Consider the following 17,047-nt stretch of genomic DNA (forward strand, 5'->3'; position numbering starts at 1 on the left):
ACTATAAACAATACTCATATTTACTCCTCCGCTTCTCTGCATACTTCCTTCAGAGTGACCGTAAGAAACACGTAATTTCTTACCTTCAGCATCGTAATCATATCGAATATGATTTTGTGTGTAAGGAAATAATGCAATGCCCGGATTAAAAATCGTACTCTTCCTCTCCATACTCACTAAAACCGGTAAGTTCAAATTGTTATAAGCTATACTTTCAATCTTTTTATTCCTGTCCGAAGTCATATTTCCATTCGCATCATACGTATACTCCACATCCGTATCTGCTCCGTCTACAAAATGCATCACATCCTTATAAACAGGATCATTATCCGACACATCAGAAACACTTTTCAATTGATTACCGTTATATGTGTAATTCAGATTGTCAATGATGCCATAAGGATCGGCCGGAGGCGTCTCATCGTCATTTACGATACGGGACTGTATCCGTTGGGCTTGCTGGGGAGTTATACGCCCATAACGGCTCAGTTGCAGAATATTTCCTTGCTTGTCATAAGATTCAACTTTTACATCAAATGAATTTGCATTAGCACACAGCGAAGAGGTACAATAAGCATAATCAGCAAAAGTCAAACGGTTAAGACCGTCATATTTAAATAAGTAATTTCTCGTTATATCTTCATTACCTACCTTCCAATCTATCCGGCTTATATTGCCGTTGTAGCATCTTCCGATATTGGCATAATACATTTTCTCGGTAAAATTCGGACTGATAATATCCGTCAACCAATTTCTGATATTATACTTATACTGTATTGTTTCAATGTTATTTATATTCTTTTGTTTCATCCGGCCTAAATTATCATAACTGTAATTCGTAGTTATTGTTTTGGCAAATACGTTATAAGTAGTAGAGGTCAAACGTTCCGCATGGTCATAAGTATTGGTACAAATATCAAGAAAAGAAGTCTGATCCTTTGAATGCTCATGTACGTCTTTCAATACTTTGCCCGTAAAGGTATAAGTGTAATAATGATTATCGCCACCATCCAAATGATTGGTAGAGAGTTCCTGAATAATATTACCATGAGCGTCATAATAATAAGCCATTGCCGTATAATTTCCCGAACCGTCCAATGCGTACGTGCGTTTGCCCGTCAGCAGTCCTTTTGCATTATCCCATTTCTTACCCTCTTTATCCCAATGAGGATCATACATCAAATAGATTTCCTTTTCAGGCATCAATTCCAGGAATTGATAATCATCATAGTAATAAACCGTCAAAAGAGTGGTGGGAGCCTGATGGTAAAAACCTTTGGAATACCCGGTATCTTCCTGAGGATACTGGTGAGGAGTCGTTGAGAAAGACTCCGTTACAAGCCAACCGGAGAAAGATTTACGAATGGAAGCGACATCACCGGCTTCCTCCACTTCCGAGACATAAAGCAAACGTCCCAATATATCGTATTTATTTACCAGCCAGACATTTCTTTTCCGTTGATTCCCATCCTGGCTCAGCACTAATCTGTCCGATCGGTCATAAACCTGATAAACAGGCTCACAGCCAGGAAGTTTTGTTTCAATGCAACGGTTACGCTCATCATATTTATACTGATAAGCGTATTTATTCAGATTATCCGTACTGATATTATCATTAATCATCGGAGGAAGAACAAAACAACGATTACCAAAGTCGTCGTACACATAATAGGTATCGTGCATTTCCCCGTTATTCATCTGGCGGGTTAGAATCATTTGCCCCAACTTATCGGTAAAAGTATAGCTCAGATTACCGTCCTCATCGGTAATCTCCGTACAATATAACTGACCATCGGCATAAGCTCCACTTCTGGTGAGATTACCGGAAGTATTTACATAATAATAATTCACTTTCAAATTACCGGAACCGGAATTTGCCAAATAGCGGGTTTTAACCCCTTTACCGGCCGAATGCCAAAGGTTGCCCGGACCTGTCTGACGTATCACCCGATTCAAGGGAGAATTCTCATAAACGGTTTCATTATAAGGGTTACTGTCGCTATGTTTACTTGTTGCCTGACTTGTAAAGTCCGAGACATATCCGCCCCGTCCGGAAACTGGTGTGGGAATCCATTGTCTGGTCTCACGTCCGAAGCTGTCATACTCCTGCAAAGTCACCAAATCTTCCCCATCGGGAGTTATTCCTACCTGCACATTCTGACTGGGACGCCCCAAACCATCATAATATTGGATATTATCCATGTACTTGGTTCCTTCCTCATTCAGCATCATACGACTCAGAATATAGTTCTGGTCCGAAGACAAACCATCCGGCATTACATGGCTGGGATGGGAGCGGGAGAGTGTTACCACTCCGGTAGTCCAATCCGAATTCTCCGTTACACAATTACCATTCGTATCCCATCTCACGTTTATCCGTTGAAGAGAACGGCATTGAGAACCGGGAATACCGTCGGCATTCTCAGCACTCAGACGATCAGGCTTGCTCTTATTGGAAGTACCGTCATAAAAAATACTGTCTTTGGTCATCCCGTTCCTGTCTTTCAGCACAACCGACTCTCCTGAATTACTCAGGATAATCTTGCGTTGATACAAAATCTGCCAATCAACAGTTGACGAATTAAAGTCGTAAAGATCCGCAAGCATAAAGTTACTGTTGTTATATTGATAGGCAACAAGTAGAGACTCTCCAGGATCGATACGTGTACCGGAAGGGATATTGAAAACTTCTGTTTTACCGCCACCCTGTAGCACCCAGCCCGACAAGTCAACACCGGCGAGACCGCCATTAAAAAGCCCCACATACTCCCCGTTACTATAAGCAACCCCTGTGGCTATCTGCTCATTGAGTGGAGAATCATACATTATTTCAGAAATATAGACTTTGTCTTGTGCCTGCGGCATTACAGGCAATAGTAGCAATATGAATGATAAAGACAACAGTCTCCGGCATAATATTATCTTATCCATAGCTTTATCGTTTTATTAGTTTCTCACCTGATATATGACCATTCACGACAATACGCAAGATATATTCTTTCTGAGAATAACCGTCAAGAGATATTTGTTGTGTGTAGTTGCCTCTTTGTTCCAGTCTCAAAGGAGTACGGGTCAGACATCTGCCCTGAACGTCAAACAGTTGGACAGAAACTTCCGCATCTTCCCGAAGATCATAAGATAACGAAACCGTATTGCCTTCCGTATCGGGCAGTATCGTATAATTAAAGATATTATTATTATCCAGGGTAGATGTATCATTATCGGATTCCGGACTCCCATTTCGTCTTTTAGCAGAGTTCCTCCCCCTCCCGGTACTTTCATCATTATTCAGACTGTCTCTTCTCTGTGAATTCTCAGGATCATCCTCCAAACTGTAATATTGTTCCACCGGAGTATAACAAAAAGCCGTACTGCCCAGCACATTCGGTTTCTGATGGAGAAAGACCGTGCGCCGGATGGTTTCAAATACAGGATAACGGTAACCGTCCGCATACCAGCGATAGGTGTCTATTCGTGTACGGAACGAATCCGTTGCCAAATGGTAATCAATGCTATCGGGCGAATAGACAGTATCACCCTTTTCAATTAATGGATAAGGACAAAGACGTTCGGACATATTTTTCACATGGTGGATACGAAGCACATGCCGCAATGTATCACCTTCGGGGAGGATCATTGAGCCATAACCGTCCGTTTCTACGGAAGATTTGCCCCTCGAAGTAAGGAACATTTGTCCGCAATAATCACCGTTGCCATGAAAGTAGTCTTCATACCGGCTACCGTATACAGCGGGGTAAACAAGAAGAAGTTCCGGTTTACAATTAGCTATCAGGGTAGTCTTGTTCTCAAAGCCGCAACTCAATAAAGAATCACCCTGTTGGATATACTTATAAAGCGTACGTTGTTCACGGCCGATCATCACTGAATCGTCGTAACTGTAATATTTCAACTCATAATGGTCATTTACCGGTTCCAAACGGCTAAAATCCCAAAGTACATTCTCACCGGAATCACCCGGAGCTTTATATTCGACCTGTTGCTTGACAAGGCAATCACCAGAACGGAATTCGTTGCATTTCTTACTCAATAATGATTGAGGATAAACATTTATTGATAAAACCAGTAACAATAATAACAAATAGGCACAGTAAACTTTCATAGTATAACAACTTAATATAATGCAACAAATATGACAAAATATTTTAGTAATAACAAATTTTAAAGATATTATTTGATGAACCTTGATGTTTTTTAGAATCATCGGGTTGATTGAAAAAACATAAGGATGATTGAAGACAATCGACCGTATGTTGAACATCATATCAACAGACAATAATTTTCCGGAGCCACATCATTAGACAAGGCAAAAGCAATCAAAACGCCAACAAAAAAGAAAGCTAAAACAAAATGGATTATAAACTGTGTTATCGCCAATAATCCCGGAGCTAATGGAGGTGCAACGATATGGAGTGGTTCAATGATAAATTCTATCGTATGGAAAAATGCATTATCCGGTAGTGCTACAATTCTGCCATAGACGGTGACAATATTACCAGCGAAGGAAATATTAAAATCAGTTCAAATAACGATGCTGCCAACGATCCTATCTTTACAGATTGGGAACATGGAGACTTCTCATTGAGGTCAAGTTCACCTTGTATCAATAATATTAAACCGGAAACTGAAATAATAGAGTTAGAAGCAACAAACGCCATTATGGCCGGAACAGATGGTTCAATTACAATATCAATAACGGAGGAGTCAACAGATAATGCCGGGCGTTCCAAGAGAAGAAGTCTTTTTAATAACGATTAAGAATAGATATAATCATTATCCATTCTAATCTTCAAAAAAGTGAAGAATCCCAACACGTTGCGGATTCTTCACTTTTTTAATAAAGTAGAGGACTAAACGAATCAACCTCACTCCTATTTCTTAAATACAAAATAGACGGCTAAGACCAAACACATAAAAGCAGCGATATGATTCCACTTTATCTCCATCTTAAAAGCAAGCACAGAGAATATAGTGAAAACAATCAAAGTAATCACTTCCTGTATTACTTTAAGTTGCATAATATCAAACGGACCACCGTTATCACGGAAGCCGATACGATTTGCCGGTACTTGAAAACAATATTCAAAAAGAGCCAATCCCCAGGAAAAAGCAATTACCCCTATAAGGGGTAACGCCTGAAACCATGAGAACTCTTCACGCATTTTCAAATGACCATACCATGCGAAAGTCATAAAAATATTTGAAACAAAAAGCAATCCTATTGAATAAATACCCTGTGTCCACATACTATCTTATTAAATTATAGACAAATCAATTATATTTTCTCCGGCAAAAGCTCTTCCTGAACATTTGTCATACTACCCCATAAGCTGTAACGTGCTTCCGGATTCAATGCCTCCAAAGACTTTAACACCTGCTTCATATCCGAACGGTTGGATTGAGATTCATACGGACAGTTTTTCACTTGCTTACGGAAACTACGAATTTCTGCCATTAACTTCAAATCCGCCTCATGCACCAAGCACATCGGACGAATAATCGTCATATCGAACTTCTTCATCATCAGCTTAGGGGGCATTGAGCTAAAAACTCCCTGAAAAGTAATGTTCATCAATAAAGTTTCCAAAATATCATCCATATGATGTCCTAATGCTATTTTATTACACCCCTGCTCTTTTGCCACTGTAAAAAGCGCTTTCCTACGATTCCATGAACAGAGAAAGCAAGGTGACTTACGAGTATCGGTAGAAGGGTCAAAAGAAGTTTCATAGTGAATAAAAGGAATGCCAAAAGATTCGGCATACTCCTTTAGATATCCTAAATCAGATTTATAAGGAATATTGGTCATCCCCACATGAACTGCAACAACAGAAAAACGTGGTTTCAATATACGTGAACGGCGTGCTAAAAGTTCCAATAGAGCAAGAGAATCTTTTCCACCGGAAAGCCCGATTAATATTTTATCACCATCTTCAATCAGACGATATTTCACAACTCCTTTATTAAAACGCTCCTGTATCTTACGGATAACCTTTTCTTCCTCTGTAAATTTCGCCATACTACCTACTTTCAAAATCGGACACAAAAGTAAGTGAAAAGAATGATTTAAAGAAGAATTAACATAATAGAATTTATCGGATATACGTAATTAACGAAAACTTTGTATTTTTACGTCTCTATTTTAATCAAGTGAAAATAATGAAAAGAAACTATATCCTGTTTTTTATCTTATGCCTTTGTGCTACAACAATTTCAGCCCAGACATTGGAGCAAGCCAAAGAGCTTTTCAAAAACAAACAATTTGAGAAAGCAAAACCTGTATTCCAGCGATACGTAAAAAGCAATCCCAACAATGCAAGTTATAACTATTGGTACGGAGCATGCTGTTACGAGACAGGTGAGCAGAGTCTCTCGGAAAAGTATTTATTATTCGGAGCAAAAAGAAAAGTACAAGAAGCTTTTCGATACCTGGGGCAACTATATTTTGACGAATACCGCTTCGAGGAATCTCAGGAAAACTATGAGCAATATATTGCTATGCTTGAAAAATCCAAAAAGTCTACCGAAGCATATGAAAAGATACTGGAAAAAGTGAAGCTCGCCGGACGAATGTTGAAAGGTGTGGAGCAAGTGACAATTATAGATAGCTTCGTGGTAAACAAAGATGATTTTCTGGCAGCTTACAAGATAAGTCCGGAGTCTGGAGAGATATTCACTTATAACGATTATTTCAAATCACAAGGCAACCAACCGGGTACTGTTTATCAAACAGAATTGCAGAACAAACTATTTTACAGTGATCGCAATGGGGAAAAGGATTTAAACATTTACCAAAGAAACAAACAGTTAAATGATTGGGGAAAAGCAAATGCATTGCCTGATGTTATCAATACTCCTGCTAATGAGAACTATCCGTATGTACTCTCAGACGGTATAACACTCTATTATGCAAGTGACGGAGAAGGTTCCATAGGAGGATATGATATTTTCGTAACCCGTTACAACACTAACAATGATAACTATTTAATGCCGGACAATGTAGGTATGCCTTTTAACTCGCCTTTCAATGATTATATGTATGTTATCGACGAATACAATAATTTGGGATGGTTTGCTTCCGATCGCTATCAACCCGAAGATAAAGTCTGCATTTATGTATTTATACCTAACGAATCCAAACAAACATATAATTATGAAGGCGAAGACAAAGAGATGATTCGCAGAGCGGCAATGATACAATCCATAAAAAGTACATGGAAAGATATGGCCGCCGTAAAATCTGCAAAACAACGGCTTACGATAGCCATGTATGATAAACCGGAGAAGAAAATCGTACATGATTTTGAATTCGTCATTGACGATAATACTCTTTACCATTCAGAGAATGATTTCAAATCTGCGGCAGCCAAAACGTTATTTAAACAATGGCAACAAAAAAAAGACGACTTCAACAAAATATCCCAAAAACTTGAAAAACAAAGAGAGGAATATATTAAAGCCAATAAATCAGCGCGTGCCTCAATGGCTCCGGGCATTCTTGATCTTGAAAAACGTGTAGAGCAAATGGAAGCGGAGATGCAACAATTAGAAATAAATGTTCGCAATACGGAAAAGAAATATCTGACTAAATAATAAATATTGAAGATTAATGTTTATATTTGGCAAAAACATAATTCTATGGATATACTGATTATAGCATTACTTATCATTGCCGGTATTCTCTTATTTATGGTAGAGATATTCATAATTCCGGGCATCAGTATCGCCGGAATATCTGCTGCTATCTGTTTGCTGTATGCCAACTATTATGCTTTTGCCAATATAGGTAGCACAGCAGGCTTCATCACATTAGCTGTTTCAAGCATCGGTTGCATCGTTGTTTTGATATGGTTTATGCGATCTAAAACACTCGATAAATTAGCACTCAAGAAAAATATTAATTCTAAAGTAGAAAACAAAGCTGCAAGAGAAGTCAAAGTGGGTGATACGGGCATAAGCATTACCCGCCTGGCACTTATCGGCAATGCGGAAATCAATGGTAACATCATAGAAGTCAAATCCATGGACGGCTTACTCAATGAAAAGACTCCAATCGTAGTGGAGCGCATTGACGAGGGAGTTATCATAATAAAAAGACAATAATAATACTTATCAAACATAATTTAATATGGACCCTATGTACACAACCATCCTGCTGATAGCCGGTGGTATTATTTTAATCGCGATCTTCTTTCATTATGTCCCATTCTTCTTATGGCTGTCCGCCAAAGTTGCCGGAGTGAATATTTCGTTAATTCAGCTTTTCTTAATGCGAATCCGTAATGTTCCACCTTATATTATAGTACCGGCAATGATAGAAGCGCATAAAGCCGGGCTAAATACAATCACCAGAGATGAATTGGAAGCACATTATCTTGCAGGAGGACATGTAGAGAAAGTAGTACACGCACTTGTTTCCGCATCTAAAGCAAATATAGAGTTGACTTTTCAGATGGCAACCGCAATAGACTTGGCCGGACGTGATGTATTTGAAGCCGTTCAAATGTCTGTAAATCCGAAAGTGATTGACACTCCACCGGTTACAGCTGTAGCCAAAGACGGTATTCAGTTAATTGCAAAGGCTCGTGTTACTGTTCGTGCCAATATAAAACAATTAGTTGGCGGAGCCGGTGAAGACACTATTTTGGCGCGCGTAGGCGAAGGTATCGTTTCATCCATCGGTTCATCAGAGAATCATAAGTCAGTACTTGAAAATCCGGATTCTATTTCGAAGCTTGTTCTTCGCAAAGGTTTGGATGCAGGAACAGCCTTTGAAATCTTATCTATCGATATCGCCGACATTGATATAGGCAAGAATATCGGTGCTTTTTTGCAAATGGACCAAGCTCAAGCTGATAAGAACATTGCTCAAGCAAAAGCGGAAGAACGCCGGGCAATGGCTGTTGCCCTTGAACAGGAGATGAAAGCTAAAGCAGAAGAAGCCCGTGCAAACGTTATTCAGGCAGAAGCTGAAGTTCCCAAAGCGATGGCAGAAGCTTTTCGTAGTGGAAACTTGGGAATAATGGACTACTACAGAATGAAAAACATCCAGGCTGATACAAGCATGCGTGAGAATATAGCTAAACCGGACGGTTATACTCCGGATAAGCCTTTAAGTGAATAAAAGAAGAACTAAACAGATGTTGTCATTGTTATACTTTAAAGTAACAATGACAATGTTTTTATTTCTATCGTTTAACCTAAAAAGATAAAATATCATGAAGTACTTTGCAGAATCAGAATTAATAATCAATCCGGATGGATCAGTATTTCATCTGCACGTAAAACCGGAGCAGTTGGCCGATAAAATCATCTTAGTAGGTGATCCGGGACGTGTGTCCCTCGTAGCGTCCCACTTTGAAAATAAAGAATGTGAAGTAGAAAGCCGTGAATTTAAAACAATTACTGGTACCTATAAAGGCAAAAGAATAACTGTTGTTTCGACTGGAATCGGCTGTGACAATATTGACATTGTAATGAACGAATTGGATGCTTTGGCAAATATCGACTTCCAAACCCGCTACGAAAAAGAAAAATTCCGCCAATTAGAACTAGTGCGCATCGGTACTTGCGGAGGCTTGCAACCATATACTCCGGTAGGGACTTATATCTGTTCACAAAAATCGATCGGATTTGACGGACTGCTCAACTTTTATGCCGGACGAAATGAAGTGTGTGATTTAGGATTCGAGAAGGCATTCGTCGAATACATGAACTGGTCTCCCCTACTCTGTGCGCCTTATGTAATCGATGCGAGTGCTGAACTGATTTCCCGTATCAATCAAGGCGATATGGTAAATGGAGTCACTATTGCATGTGGCGGATTCTTCGGGCCGCAAGGTCGTGAACTTCGCATCCCTCTTGCAGATCCGAAGCAAAACGAAAAGATAGAAAAATTCGAATATAAGGGTTATCGAATTACAAACTTCGAAATGGAAAGTTCTGCATTGGCAGGATTAGCCCGACTAATGGGACACAAAGCTATGACTGTCTGTATGGTCATTGCAAACCGATTAGCTAAAGAAGCAAATGCCAACTATAAAAATTCGATAGACAGTCTAATCCAACGAGTACTTGACAGAATATAAAAGTCTATAAAACGTTATTAAAAGGAACAAGTTTAATAACTAAATAAGAAACTCATCCTCATATATTTAATAATGTCCTGACAATCAAATGAATCGTCAGGACATTTTTATTTCTAGAAAAAATGTATCTTTGCAACAAATAACAGAAGATACAATGATTAATCAAGATACAATATGCGCTATCGCAACTGCACAAGGCGGGGCAATCGGTACCATAAGAGTCTCCGGTACAAAAGCCATAGAAATTACCGATAAAATATTCACTCCCACTCATAAAAATAAAAAGCTGACAGAACAACCGGCATACACCATTTCTTTCGGACATATCAAGAATGACAATGAGATTATTGACGAAGTTTTGGTAAGTGTTTTTCGTGCTCCTCATTCATATACAGGAGAGGACTCTACCGAAATTATGTGTCATGGTTCATCCTACATTTTGCAACAAGTCATGCAGTTACTTATACAACAAGGTTGTCGTACTGCTTTACCGGGAGAATACACCCAACGTGCTTTTCTCAATGGGAAAATGGATTTAAGCCAAGCAGAAGCCGTAGCCGACTTGATAGCATCTTCTTCTGCCGCAACCCACCGTTTGGCTATGAATCAAATGCGTGGTGGTTTCAGTAAAGAATTAAGTGATCTCCGTACCCAACTGCTAAATTTCACATCTATGATAGAGTTGGAATTAGACTTCAGCGAGGAAGATGTACAATTCGCCAATCGCGAAGATTTACGTAACCTAGCCGATCAGATAGAACACGTCATATCACGTTTGGCCAACTCTTTCAATGTTGGAAATGCCATAAAGAATGGAATTCCGGTCGCTATCATCGGTGAGACAAATGCCGGAAAGTCCACCTTACTAAATGTCTTACTTAACGAAGAAAAAGCTATAGTTAGCGACATTCATGGCACGACTCGTGATGTAATAGAAGATACGGTAAGTATCAATGGAATCACTTTCCGATTCATTGATACGGCCGGTATCCGTGAAACCCACGATACAATAGAAACATTAGGTATAGAACGGACTTTTAAAAAAATAGAACAGGCAGATATTATCCTTTGGATGGTAGATTCTACCGATGCACGTATGCAGATAGAAATGCTTTCACCTAAAATTCTGCCTTTATGTAAAAATAAAAAGCTCACTCTATTATTTAATAAAGCAGAATATATTCATGAAAATCTCAAAAGTGAACTAACTAGATTAGCGAAGCAATTAAATATAGAATATATCTTCATATCTGCTAAGAACAGAGATAATATCTCAGAACTAGAAAATCACCTAACAAAAACAGCCTCTCTTCCTCAAATCAGTCAAAACGATGTCATCGTAACCAACATACGTCATTATGAAGCACTCACCCATGCTTTAGACTCCATTCACAGAGTACAAAACGGATTACAAACCAATCTATCCGGTGATTTTATCAGTCAGGATTTAAGGGAATGTATCTTTCATCTAAGTGATATTGTTGGAGAAGTAACTAATGACCAAGTGCTTGGGAATATCTTTAAAAATTTCTGCGTGGGCAAGTAACCTATAATTACAGCCAACAACAAACATATATAAAACATTGTAAACCCATTATCCCACTTAGATTGAAAAACGATTCGATCTGATTATTTATCTTGTTTTTACATCATAATTACAGTAAGAATAAACAAAACATTTATTCTTACACCAACAATACTAATAAAGTTACCGCAAAATTGTACGCGCATAACCTAAAATAAGAACTGAGTTCATCGACTTTTATTCGGTATTTACCGATTTTAGTCAGAAAACCAACGAATTTAACTTTTCATTGTACACAAAGTAAAGTACTTTTGCAGCATAACAAAAAAATAAATAAACAATGGAAACAAATCAACCAAGTCAAAGAAGAAGATTCCTTTCTTTCAAACTTTATTTCGGTTCAATACTTATCTTATTAGGGTTGCTGATGATGGCAAGAAATGGGAATTATATTAATGAAGATTTATATTCTGCATTGATTTCCTGGCCTATGATACCTATTTTATTAGGATTTTACACTTTACTTCACCGCAACTTCACAAGTGGACTCATATTTATTGCAGTCGGACTCTATTTCTTAATGCCTTATTTCACTTGGATAGGACCTAATGCAGTCTTTTGGCCATATTTCCTCATCGGAGGAGGAATTGCATTTATCTTTATACCAAGAAATAAAAGGCATAAGGAATGGAAACATCACCATTGCTCATCGTCCAACAATAATTATACCAGCAAAGATGGATATATAAATTCAGAAAGTGTATTCGGTAGTGTTCAGCAAATTGTGATGGATGAAACATTCAAAGGTGCAACAATCAAAAACAATTTTGGAGGAACAGTTCTTGATCTCAGGAGAACAACTCTGATTGAAAAAGAAACTTATATTGAGTTAAATTGCAATTTCGGTGGAATAGAAATATATATCCCATCCAGCTGGAACGTCCGCATGGAAGTTAATCCTTTTCTTGGCGGATGTGAGGATTCTCGTATTCCAAGTCTCAATATTGATTTAGAACACACATTGATCATTCGTGGGAATGTCTCTTTTGGAGGTATTGAAATTAAAAGCTAATGAACTCTGAGCATCCATTTACAAAATCCTATTTGCGGATAGTAATTATATCTGCAATAATGATTTCCGCCATTTTAGTCTATTGGGGATTATTACTCCTTTATACACCAATCCCTCCTGTAGCCGCTCTGATTGATAGCATTATTTCCACCGGAATATTTGCCATCCTAAGCTATCTACTATGGTATGCCGTCGGCTTCATTAATTCACTTTATGCAGAAATAATATTGACTATAATAGTCATGATTGTATGGCTCACCGGTACTTTCATTGGTCAATATTTGGGAGAACAGACTGTAACCGGTACGCCTTCTATCTTTTTACCCACACTCCCTATACGCCTCACTTGCGGCTTGCTGTGCTGGATTATCATCTCACAATGGTATCATCTCCAAAGACTAACGGAGTGGAAAAAAGAAAGAATAATCAATGAAAATATCCAAACTATACAGACAAGCGGGATCACTGACCGTATCGCTGTAAAAGACGGATCACATATTCACATTATACACCTAAAGGATCTGATCTATATCCAAGCCTGTGGAGATTACGTCACACTATTTACATCCAATGGGGAATATTTAAAGGAAGAAACCATGAAGTATTTAGAATCCAATCTGCCTGCTGATAAGTTTTTAAGGATTCATCGTTCTTTTATAGTCAATCTTGAACAAATACAACAGGTAGAACTTTTCGGAAAGGAAACCTACCACGTATTATTAAAAAACGGAGCAACACTACGGGCTAGTAACACAGGGTATAAATTACTGAAAGAGCAACTTTCCTTATAACTAAGATTCATAAATATATAAAAGAACTTAGCCGGCTAATATAAACATCAGATGTTATATATAGCCGGCTGAATTTTTAATTATACATACCGCTAAAATCAGTCAACAAAATATTATGCACTAAATCATGATTTCATTCCCACTAAAAAGCACTTTCACTATAATTAATTGGCAATCAAGAACAAAGAGACAAATAGTGATAAGTGAAGGCAAGCAAAGTAAAAGTTGAATAACTGCTAAAATTGTAATATAGACAATCTAAAAACGCCTAAGGGAGCGTTGATCTACACTCCAGTAGCTATAAGCCAACACTCCTTTGAGCGTTAGCCATCACTCCCTTGAGCAAAAAGCAATATCCCTTAGGTGATTTACAATGGTACGGTCCATTACAAACAAACATACGGTCGATTGATTACAAACTCCTATCGTTTGCAAGCAATCGACCGTATGTTGAATAATGAATATCTGCTACCACTAAATCTATCTTCCAGAAATCACCTAAGGTCAATATAAGACACAAAAAGAGCTATCATCTCGCAAATTATGAGATGACAACTCTAATATTCTTATATTCTGAATCCTTCCTTATTCTGCCGGAGTAGCCGGAGTTTCTGCAGCAGGAGCGTCTTGCGCCGGAGCAGCATCCGGAGTTGCAGCATCTGTCTTAGGAGTAGCAAAACCAGCCGGAGCATTCAGCGGATTGGTTTTTTCTTCTTTTACAGCCTGCTTTTCAATAACCGAGCCATCATCTTTCGATGCAGTTGGAACAACATACGCAGAAGCAATACTTATGATTACCATAAACGCAGCCAATCCCCAAGTTGTTTTTTCGAGAACATCGGTTGTTTTACGAACGCCCATAATTTGATTCGAAGAAGAAAAACCAGAAGCAAGACCTCCGCCTTTTGAATTCTGAATCAAAACAATGAAGCACATCAGCACTGCTGCAATAACCATTAAGATAACTAATAATAAATACATTTTGTTATTTTGATTTAGTGTTAATAATCAATTTTTCCAAAAATCTAATTTGGTCTGCAAAGTAAGCATTTTTTTTCGGATATTTCAAACTTAATTTTTTAATTATTTCAAGAGCTTTGGAATATCTTTGTTGTTTAACGTAAATTTTAGCCAAAGTTTCCGTAAAACAGCTTTCATCTTCTTCGTCTTCTTCTAAAACAGACTCTGCAGATGTAGTTTCTTCACCAACCGAATCTTCCGGCAAAACCTTCAGCCGCATAGACGTCTCACTCTCGGCTTTCTCTATAAAATCATCAATTAAATCCTGTCCCTTCAACTTTGGCGCTTCATCCATAACCGGCACTTCGAGTTCATCATCCCGAAGCAGGTAAGAAGTATAGTCCATCGATAAATCAAGGTTGGGAGCAGGCATGGTTTCTTCCGGTATTGTGGAAAGGAAAGCATCAATCAATGCCAATGTTCTATCAAGGGTAGGCTCTTCTTCTAAAAGCAAGTCATCAGCAACTTGTTTAGATTCAAGGACGAATTTATCTCCTTCAATAAGATAAAACAACACCCTTCTATCGGCCACATACAATGCCGCTTTCCGCAATTCACTGCCGAAAGTTATATCATGGAGTATATATAGATTCTTAAGATAAAGCAAACGGGCAGTCTGGAAATAAGGGTAACGAGCCAGAATATTACGTAGCTCGTAAAGAGTATCCCTATTCAGTTTACCGGGGTCAGTTATCAATTCCTGTAAATTCACGGCAGTCATTTCTTACCAGTTAGCCACTGTTGCATTAAATATCTGATCAACAATCTCATCTACCATCTCACTTATCAAATCATCTTGTACAGCAGGAAGCTGATACTTTGAAGAATCATAATTTCTGAACGTAGAGAACTGACGTTCAAAATCTTCCGCATGATTTGTGTTATTGACAAAACGAACATTTACTGTCAGTTTCAACTGTGCCTCAGAAGCATACCCATCTGCTTTCACCGCCTGATTTAAGACCTCATACCCGACGATTTCTCCCGATATATTTAAATCTCCATTACGAGGAACCAGCTGTAGACGGGTCTGTGTCATGTAAATCGTTTGCAGGTCATCATTGAAGACCGTAGCCAAAGGAGGATACACATATGCAGATCTTATCGGGAATGTTTCAATAGTTATTGTTTTTACCTTATCGTAATTAATAGATGCTCCGTTAAATTTATAGGAAATAGAACAAGAGTTCACCAACACAAGCAAAACTATCAACGCTAAAGATCTATATATATTCTTAATCCAAACCATATTCTTTTATCTTTCTATATAATGTACGCTCCGAAATATTCAGATCTTTCGCTGCATTCTTACGTTTACCATGATGCTTCTCCAGTGCTTTCCGTATCATTTCTTTTTCTAAATCATCCAATGACAATGATTCTTCCACATATTCCTCCGTATCCTGAATATCATCTTCGTCAGCATTGCTCTTTGTTGCCGACAGATTTATAGTGGGAACAGCTGCCGGTTGTGCAGCCACCAATCCCGTACCCGTTGGCGGATAATAAGCAACCGAGGTCGTACCACTTGGATTCTGTGCTTGCTCCGTCATGATATTATGAACTAACTTCTTCAATTCAGTAACATCCTGCCGCATATCAAAGAGAACTTGATAAAGAATTTCCCGTTCACTTTCAAACGTTTTACTCTGTTTTCCTCCGAATAGCATAGGTAACCGTTGTTCCTGCTGAGCAGGCAAGTAATTGCGAAGAATATCCGGAGTTATCTCCCTATTCGTTTCAATAATTGATATTTGTTCCGTTATATTTTTCAACTGACGGACATTACCCGGCCACGGATAAGACATCAGAATCTTCTTTGCTTCTTCCGTCAACTGAATGGCCGGCATACGATATTTCTCTGCAAAGTCCGAAGCAAATTTACGAAACAAAAGTACAGTATCATCAGGACGCTCACGCAATGGCGGTACTTTAATCGGCACAGTATTAAGACGGTAATATAAATCTTCTCTAAAACGTCCGTCGGCAATCGCTTCTGTGAGGTTCACATTCGTAGCAGCAACAATCCGCACATCAGTCTTCTGCACTTTAGAAGAACCTACTTTTATAAACTCTCCGGTTTCAAGCACACGCAACAAACGAGCCTGTGTAGATAAAGGTAACTCTCCAACTTCATCCAAAAAGATAGTACCGCCATCAGCCTCACCAAAATACCCTTTACGATCACTTACAGCTCCCGTAAAAGCTCCCTTTTCATGACCAAACAATTCCGAATCTATCGTACCTTCGGGAATAGCACCGCAATTCACGGCAATATATTGTCCATGTTTTCTCCTGCTATATTGATGTATAATCTGAGGGAAACTTTCTTTTCCAACTCCACTTTCTCCAGTTATCAACACAGATAAATCTGTTGGTGCCACTTGGATAGCAATATCAATAGCACGGTTCAAAGCCTCGGCATTACCAATAATCCCAAACCTTAACTTAACTTGCTGAATCTCTGATTTAATCATATACATCTTTGATTTATATGACAAAATTACAAAAAGCTTTCGAGCAAACAAGCAAT

General features: G+C 38.5%; 16 protein-coding genes. 7 read left to right on the forward strand and 9 right to left on the reverse strand.

Annotation, left to right across the window (positions count from 1 at the left end; all coding sequences use genetic code 11):
- From DXB63_RS03950 to DXB63_RS03970, 5 genes are all read right to left on the reverse strand, one after another.
- Window positions 1-2,931, reverse strand: a 2,931-nt coding sequence (locus tag DXB63_RS03950; protein ID WP_199604160.1) for a DUF6443 domain-containing protein, incomplete at its 3' end; no start/stop codon positions are given.
- A 4-nt stretch (window positions 2,932-2,935) separates the two neighbouring features.
- Window positions 2,936-4,120 carry a T9SS C-terminal target domain-containing protein gene (locus DXB63_RS03955; RefSeq protein WP_122125098.1) on the reverse strand — a complete coding sequence of 395 codons (1,185 nt, stop codon included), beginning with the start codon at window positions 4,118-4,120 and terminating at the stop codon, window positions 2,936-2,938.
- A 361-nt stretch (window positions 4,121-4,481) separates the two neighbouring features.
- On the reverse strand, window positions 4,482-4,748 hold the full coding sequence (locus DXB63_RS03960; RefSeq protein WP_122125099.1) for a hypothetical protein: 267 nt from the start codon (window positions 4,746-4,748) through the stop codon (window positions 4,482-4,484).
- Between the two features lie 141 nt (window positions 4,749-4,889).
- A complete protein-coding gene (locus DXB63_RS03965; protein ID WP_122125100.1) occupies window positions 4,890-5,264 on the reverse strand; it encodes a DMT family protein in 375 nt (124 codons plus the stop codon).
- A 29-nt stretch (window positions 5,265-5,293) separates the two neighbouring features.
- A complete protein-coding gene (locus DXB63_RS03970; protein ID WP_122125101.1) occupies window positions 5,294-6,037 on the reverse strand; it encodes an ATP-binding protein in 744 nt (247 codons plus the stop codon).
- 140 nt (window positions 6,038-6,177) lie between these two features.
- Here DXB63_RS03970 and DXB63_RS03975 point away from each other — a divergent pair, with 140 nt between their 5' ends.
- The 7 genes from DXB63_RS03975 (at window position 6,178) to DXB63_RS04005 (ending at window position 13,494) form a co-directional block, all read left to right on the forward strand.
- Window positions 6,178-7,611: a tetratricopeptide repeat protein gene (locus DXB63_RS03975; RefSeq protein WP_122125102.1), complete on the forward strand. Its 1,434-nt coding sequence runs from the start codon at window positions 6,178-6,180 to the stop codon at window positions 7,609-7,611.
- 45 nt (window positions 7,612-7,656) lie between these two features.
- Complete coding sequence (locus DXB63_RS03980) at window positions 7,657-8,121, forward strand: NfeD family protein (RefSeq protein ID WP_122125103.1); 465 nt, start codon at window positions 7,657-7,659, stop codon at window positions 8,119-8,121.
- 25 nt (window positions 8,122-8,146) lie between these two features.
- A complete protein-coding gene (floA, locus tag DXB63_RS03985) occupies window positions 8,147-9,142 on the forward strand; it encodes a flotillin-like protein FloA (protein ID WP_122125104.1) in 996 nt (331 codons plus the stop codon).
- A gap of 91 nt (window positions 9,143-9,233) precedes the next feature.
- Window positions 9,234-10,106, forward strand: a complete 873-nt coding sequence (locus DXB63_RS03990) for a nucleoside phosphorylase (protein WP_122125105.1) — start codon at window positions 9,234-9,236, stop codon at window positions 10,104-10,106.
- A gap of 157 nt (window positions 10,107-10,263) precedes the next feature.
- The gene (mnmE, locus tag DXB63_RS03995; protein WP_122125250.1) at window positions 10,264-11,652 is read left to right on the forward strand and encodes a tRNA uridine-5-carboxymethylaminomethyl(34) synthesis GTPase MnmE; all 1,389 of its coding nucleotides are present in this window, start codon (window positions 10,264-10,266) and stop codon (window positions 11,650-11,652) included.
- Window positions 11,653-11,971: 319 nt separating this feature from the next.
- Window positions 11,972-12,703 carry a LiaI-LiaF-like domain-containing protein gene (locus tag DXB63_RS04000; RefSeq protein ID WP_122125106.1) on the forward strand — a complete coding sequence of 244 codons (732 nt, stop codon included), beginning with the start codon at window positions 11,972-11,974 and terminating at the stop codon, window positions 12,701-12,703.
- 32 nt (window positions 12,704-12,735) lie between these two features.
- The gene (locus DXB63_RS04005; RefSeq protein WP_233522774.1) at window positions 12,736-13,494 is read left to right on the forward strand and encodes a LytTR family DNA-binding domain-containing protein; all 759 of its coding nucleotides are present in this window, start codon (window positions 12,736-12,738) and stop codon (window positions 13,492-13,494) included.
- Between the two features lie 585 nt (window positions 13,495-14,079).
- On the opposite strand, the gene secG is transcribed toward DXB63_RS04005, so the two are convergent.
- From secG to DXB63_RS04025, 4 genes are read right to left on the reverse strand one after another with little or no spacing between them, the layout of a single operon-like run.
- The gene (gene secG, locus DXB63_RS04010) at window positions 14,080-14,475 is read right to left on the reverse strand and encodes a preprotein translocase subunit SecG (RefSeq protein WP_122125108.1); all 396 of its coding nucleotides are present in this window, start codon (window positions 14,473-14,475) and stop codon (window positions 14,080-14,082) included.
- 4 nt (window positions 14,476-14,479) lie between these two features.
- Window positions 14,480-15,235 carry a tetratricopeptide repeat protein gene (locus tag DXB63_RS04015; protein WP_122125109.1) on the reverse strand — a complete coding sequence of 252 codons (756 nt, stop codon included), beginning with the start codon at window positions 15,233-15,235 and terminating at the stop codon, window positions 14,480-14,482.
- A gap of 3 nt (window positions 15,236-15,238) precedes the next feature.
- Window positions 15,239-15,763, reverse strand: a complete 525-nt coding sequence (gene lptE, locus DXB63_RS04020) for an LptE family protein (protein WP_122125110.1) — start codon at window positions 15,761-15,763, stop codon at window positions 15,239-15,241.
- Window positions 15,750-16,991 (reverse strand): sigma-54-dependent Fis family transcriptional regulator, encoded by a 1,242-nt coding sequence (locus DXB63_RS04025; protein WP_122125251.1) that lies wholly within the window; start codon window positions 16,989-16,991, stop codon window positions 15,750-15,752. The genes lptE and DXB63_RS04025 overlap by 14 nt, the downstream gene beginning before the upstream one ends.
- Window positions 16,992-17,047: the final 56 nt, after the last annotated feature.

Source organism: Bacteroides sp. OM05-12 (assembly GCF_003438995.1).
Taxonomy (GTDB): Bacteria; Bacteroidota; Bacteroidia; order Bacteroidales; family Bacteroidaceae; genus Bacteroides.

Bases quoted from the DNA above. Each gene is read 5' to 3' on its own strand.
- secG (WP_122125108.1), bottom strand. From the start codon at position 14,475: ATGTATTTATTATTAGTTATCTTAATGGTTATTGCAGCAGTGCTGATG.
- DXB63_RS03955 (WP_122125098.1), bottom strand. From the start codon at position 4,120: ATGAAAGTTTACTGTGCCTATTTGTTATTATTGTTACTGGTTTTATCA.
- DXB63_RS03970 (WP_122125101.1), bottom strand. From the start codon at position 6,037: ATGGCGAAATTTACAGAGGAAGAAAAGGTTATCCGTAAGATACAGGAG.
- lptE (WP_122125110.1), bottom strand. From the start codon at position 15,763: ATGGTTTGGATTAAGAATATATATAGATCTTTAGCGTTGATAGTTTTG.
- DXB63_RS04000 (WP_122125106.1), top strand. From the start codon at position 11,972: ATGGAAACAAATCAACCAAGTCAAAGAAGAAGATTCCTTTCTTTCAAA.
- floA (WP_122125104.1), top strand. From the start codon at position 8,147: ATGGACCCTATGTACACAACCATCCTGCTGATAGCCGGTGGTATTATT.
- DXB63_RS03965 (WP_122125100.1), bottom strand. From the start codon at position 5,264: ATGTGGACACAGGGTATTTATTCAATAGGATTGCTTTTTGTTTCAAAT.
- DXB63_RS03980 (WP_122125103.1), top strand. From the start codon at position 7,657: ATGGATATACTGATTATAGCATTACTTATCATTGCCGGTATTCTCTTA.
- DXB63_RS03975 (WP_122125102.1), top strand. From the start codon at position 6,178: ATGAAAAGAAACTATATCCTGTTTTTTATCTTATGCCTTTGTGCTACA.
- DXB63_RS04015 (WP_122125109.1), bottom strand. From the start codon at position 15,235: ATGACTGCCGTGAATTTACAGGAATTGATAACTGACCCCGGTAAACTG.
- DXB63_RS04025 (WP_122125251.1), bottom strand. From the start codon at position 16,991: ATGATTAAATCAGAGATTCAGCAAGTTAAGTTAAGGTTTGGGATTATT.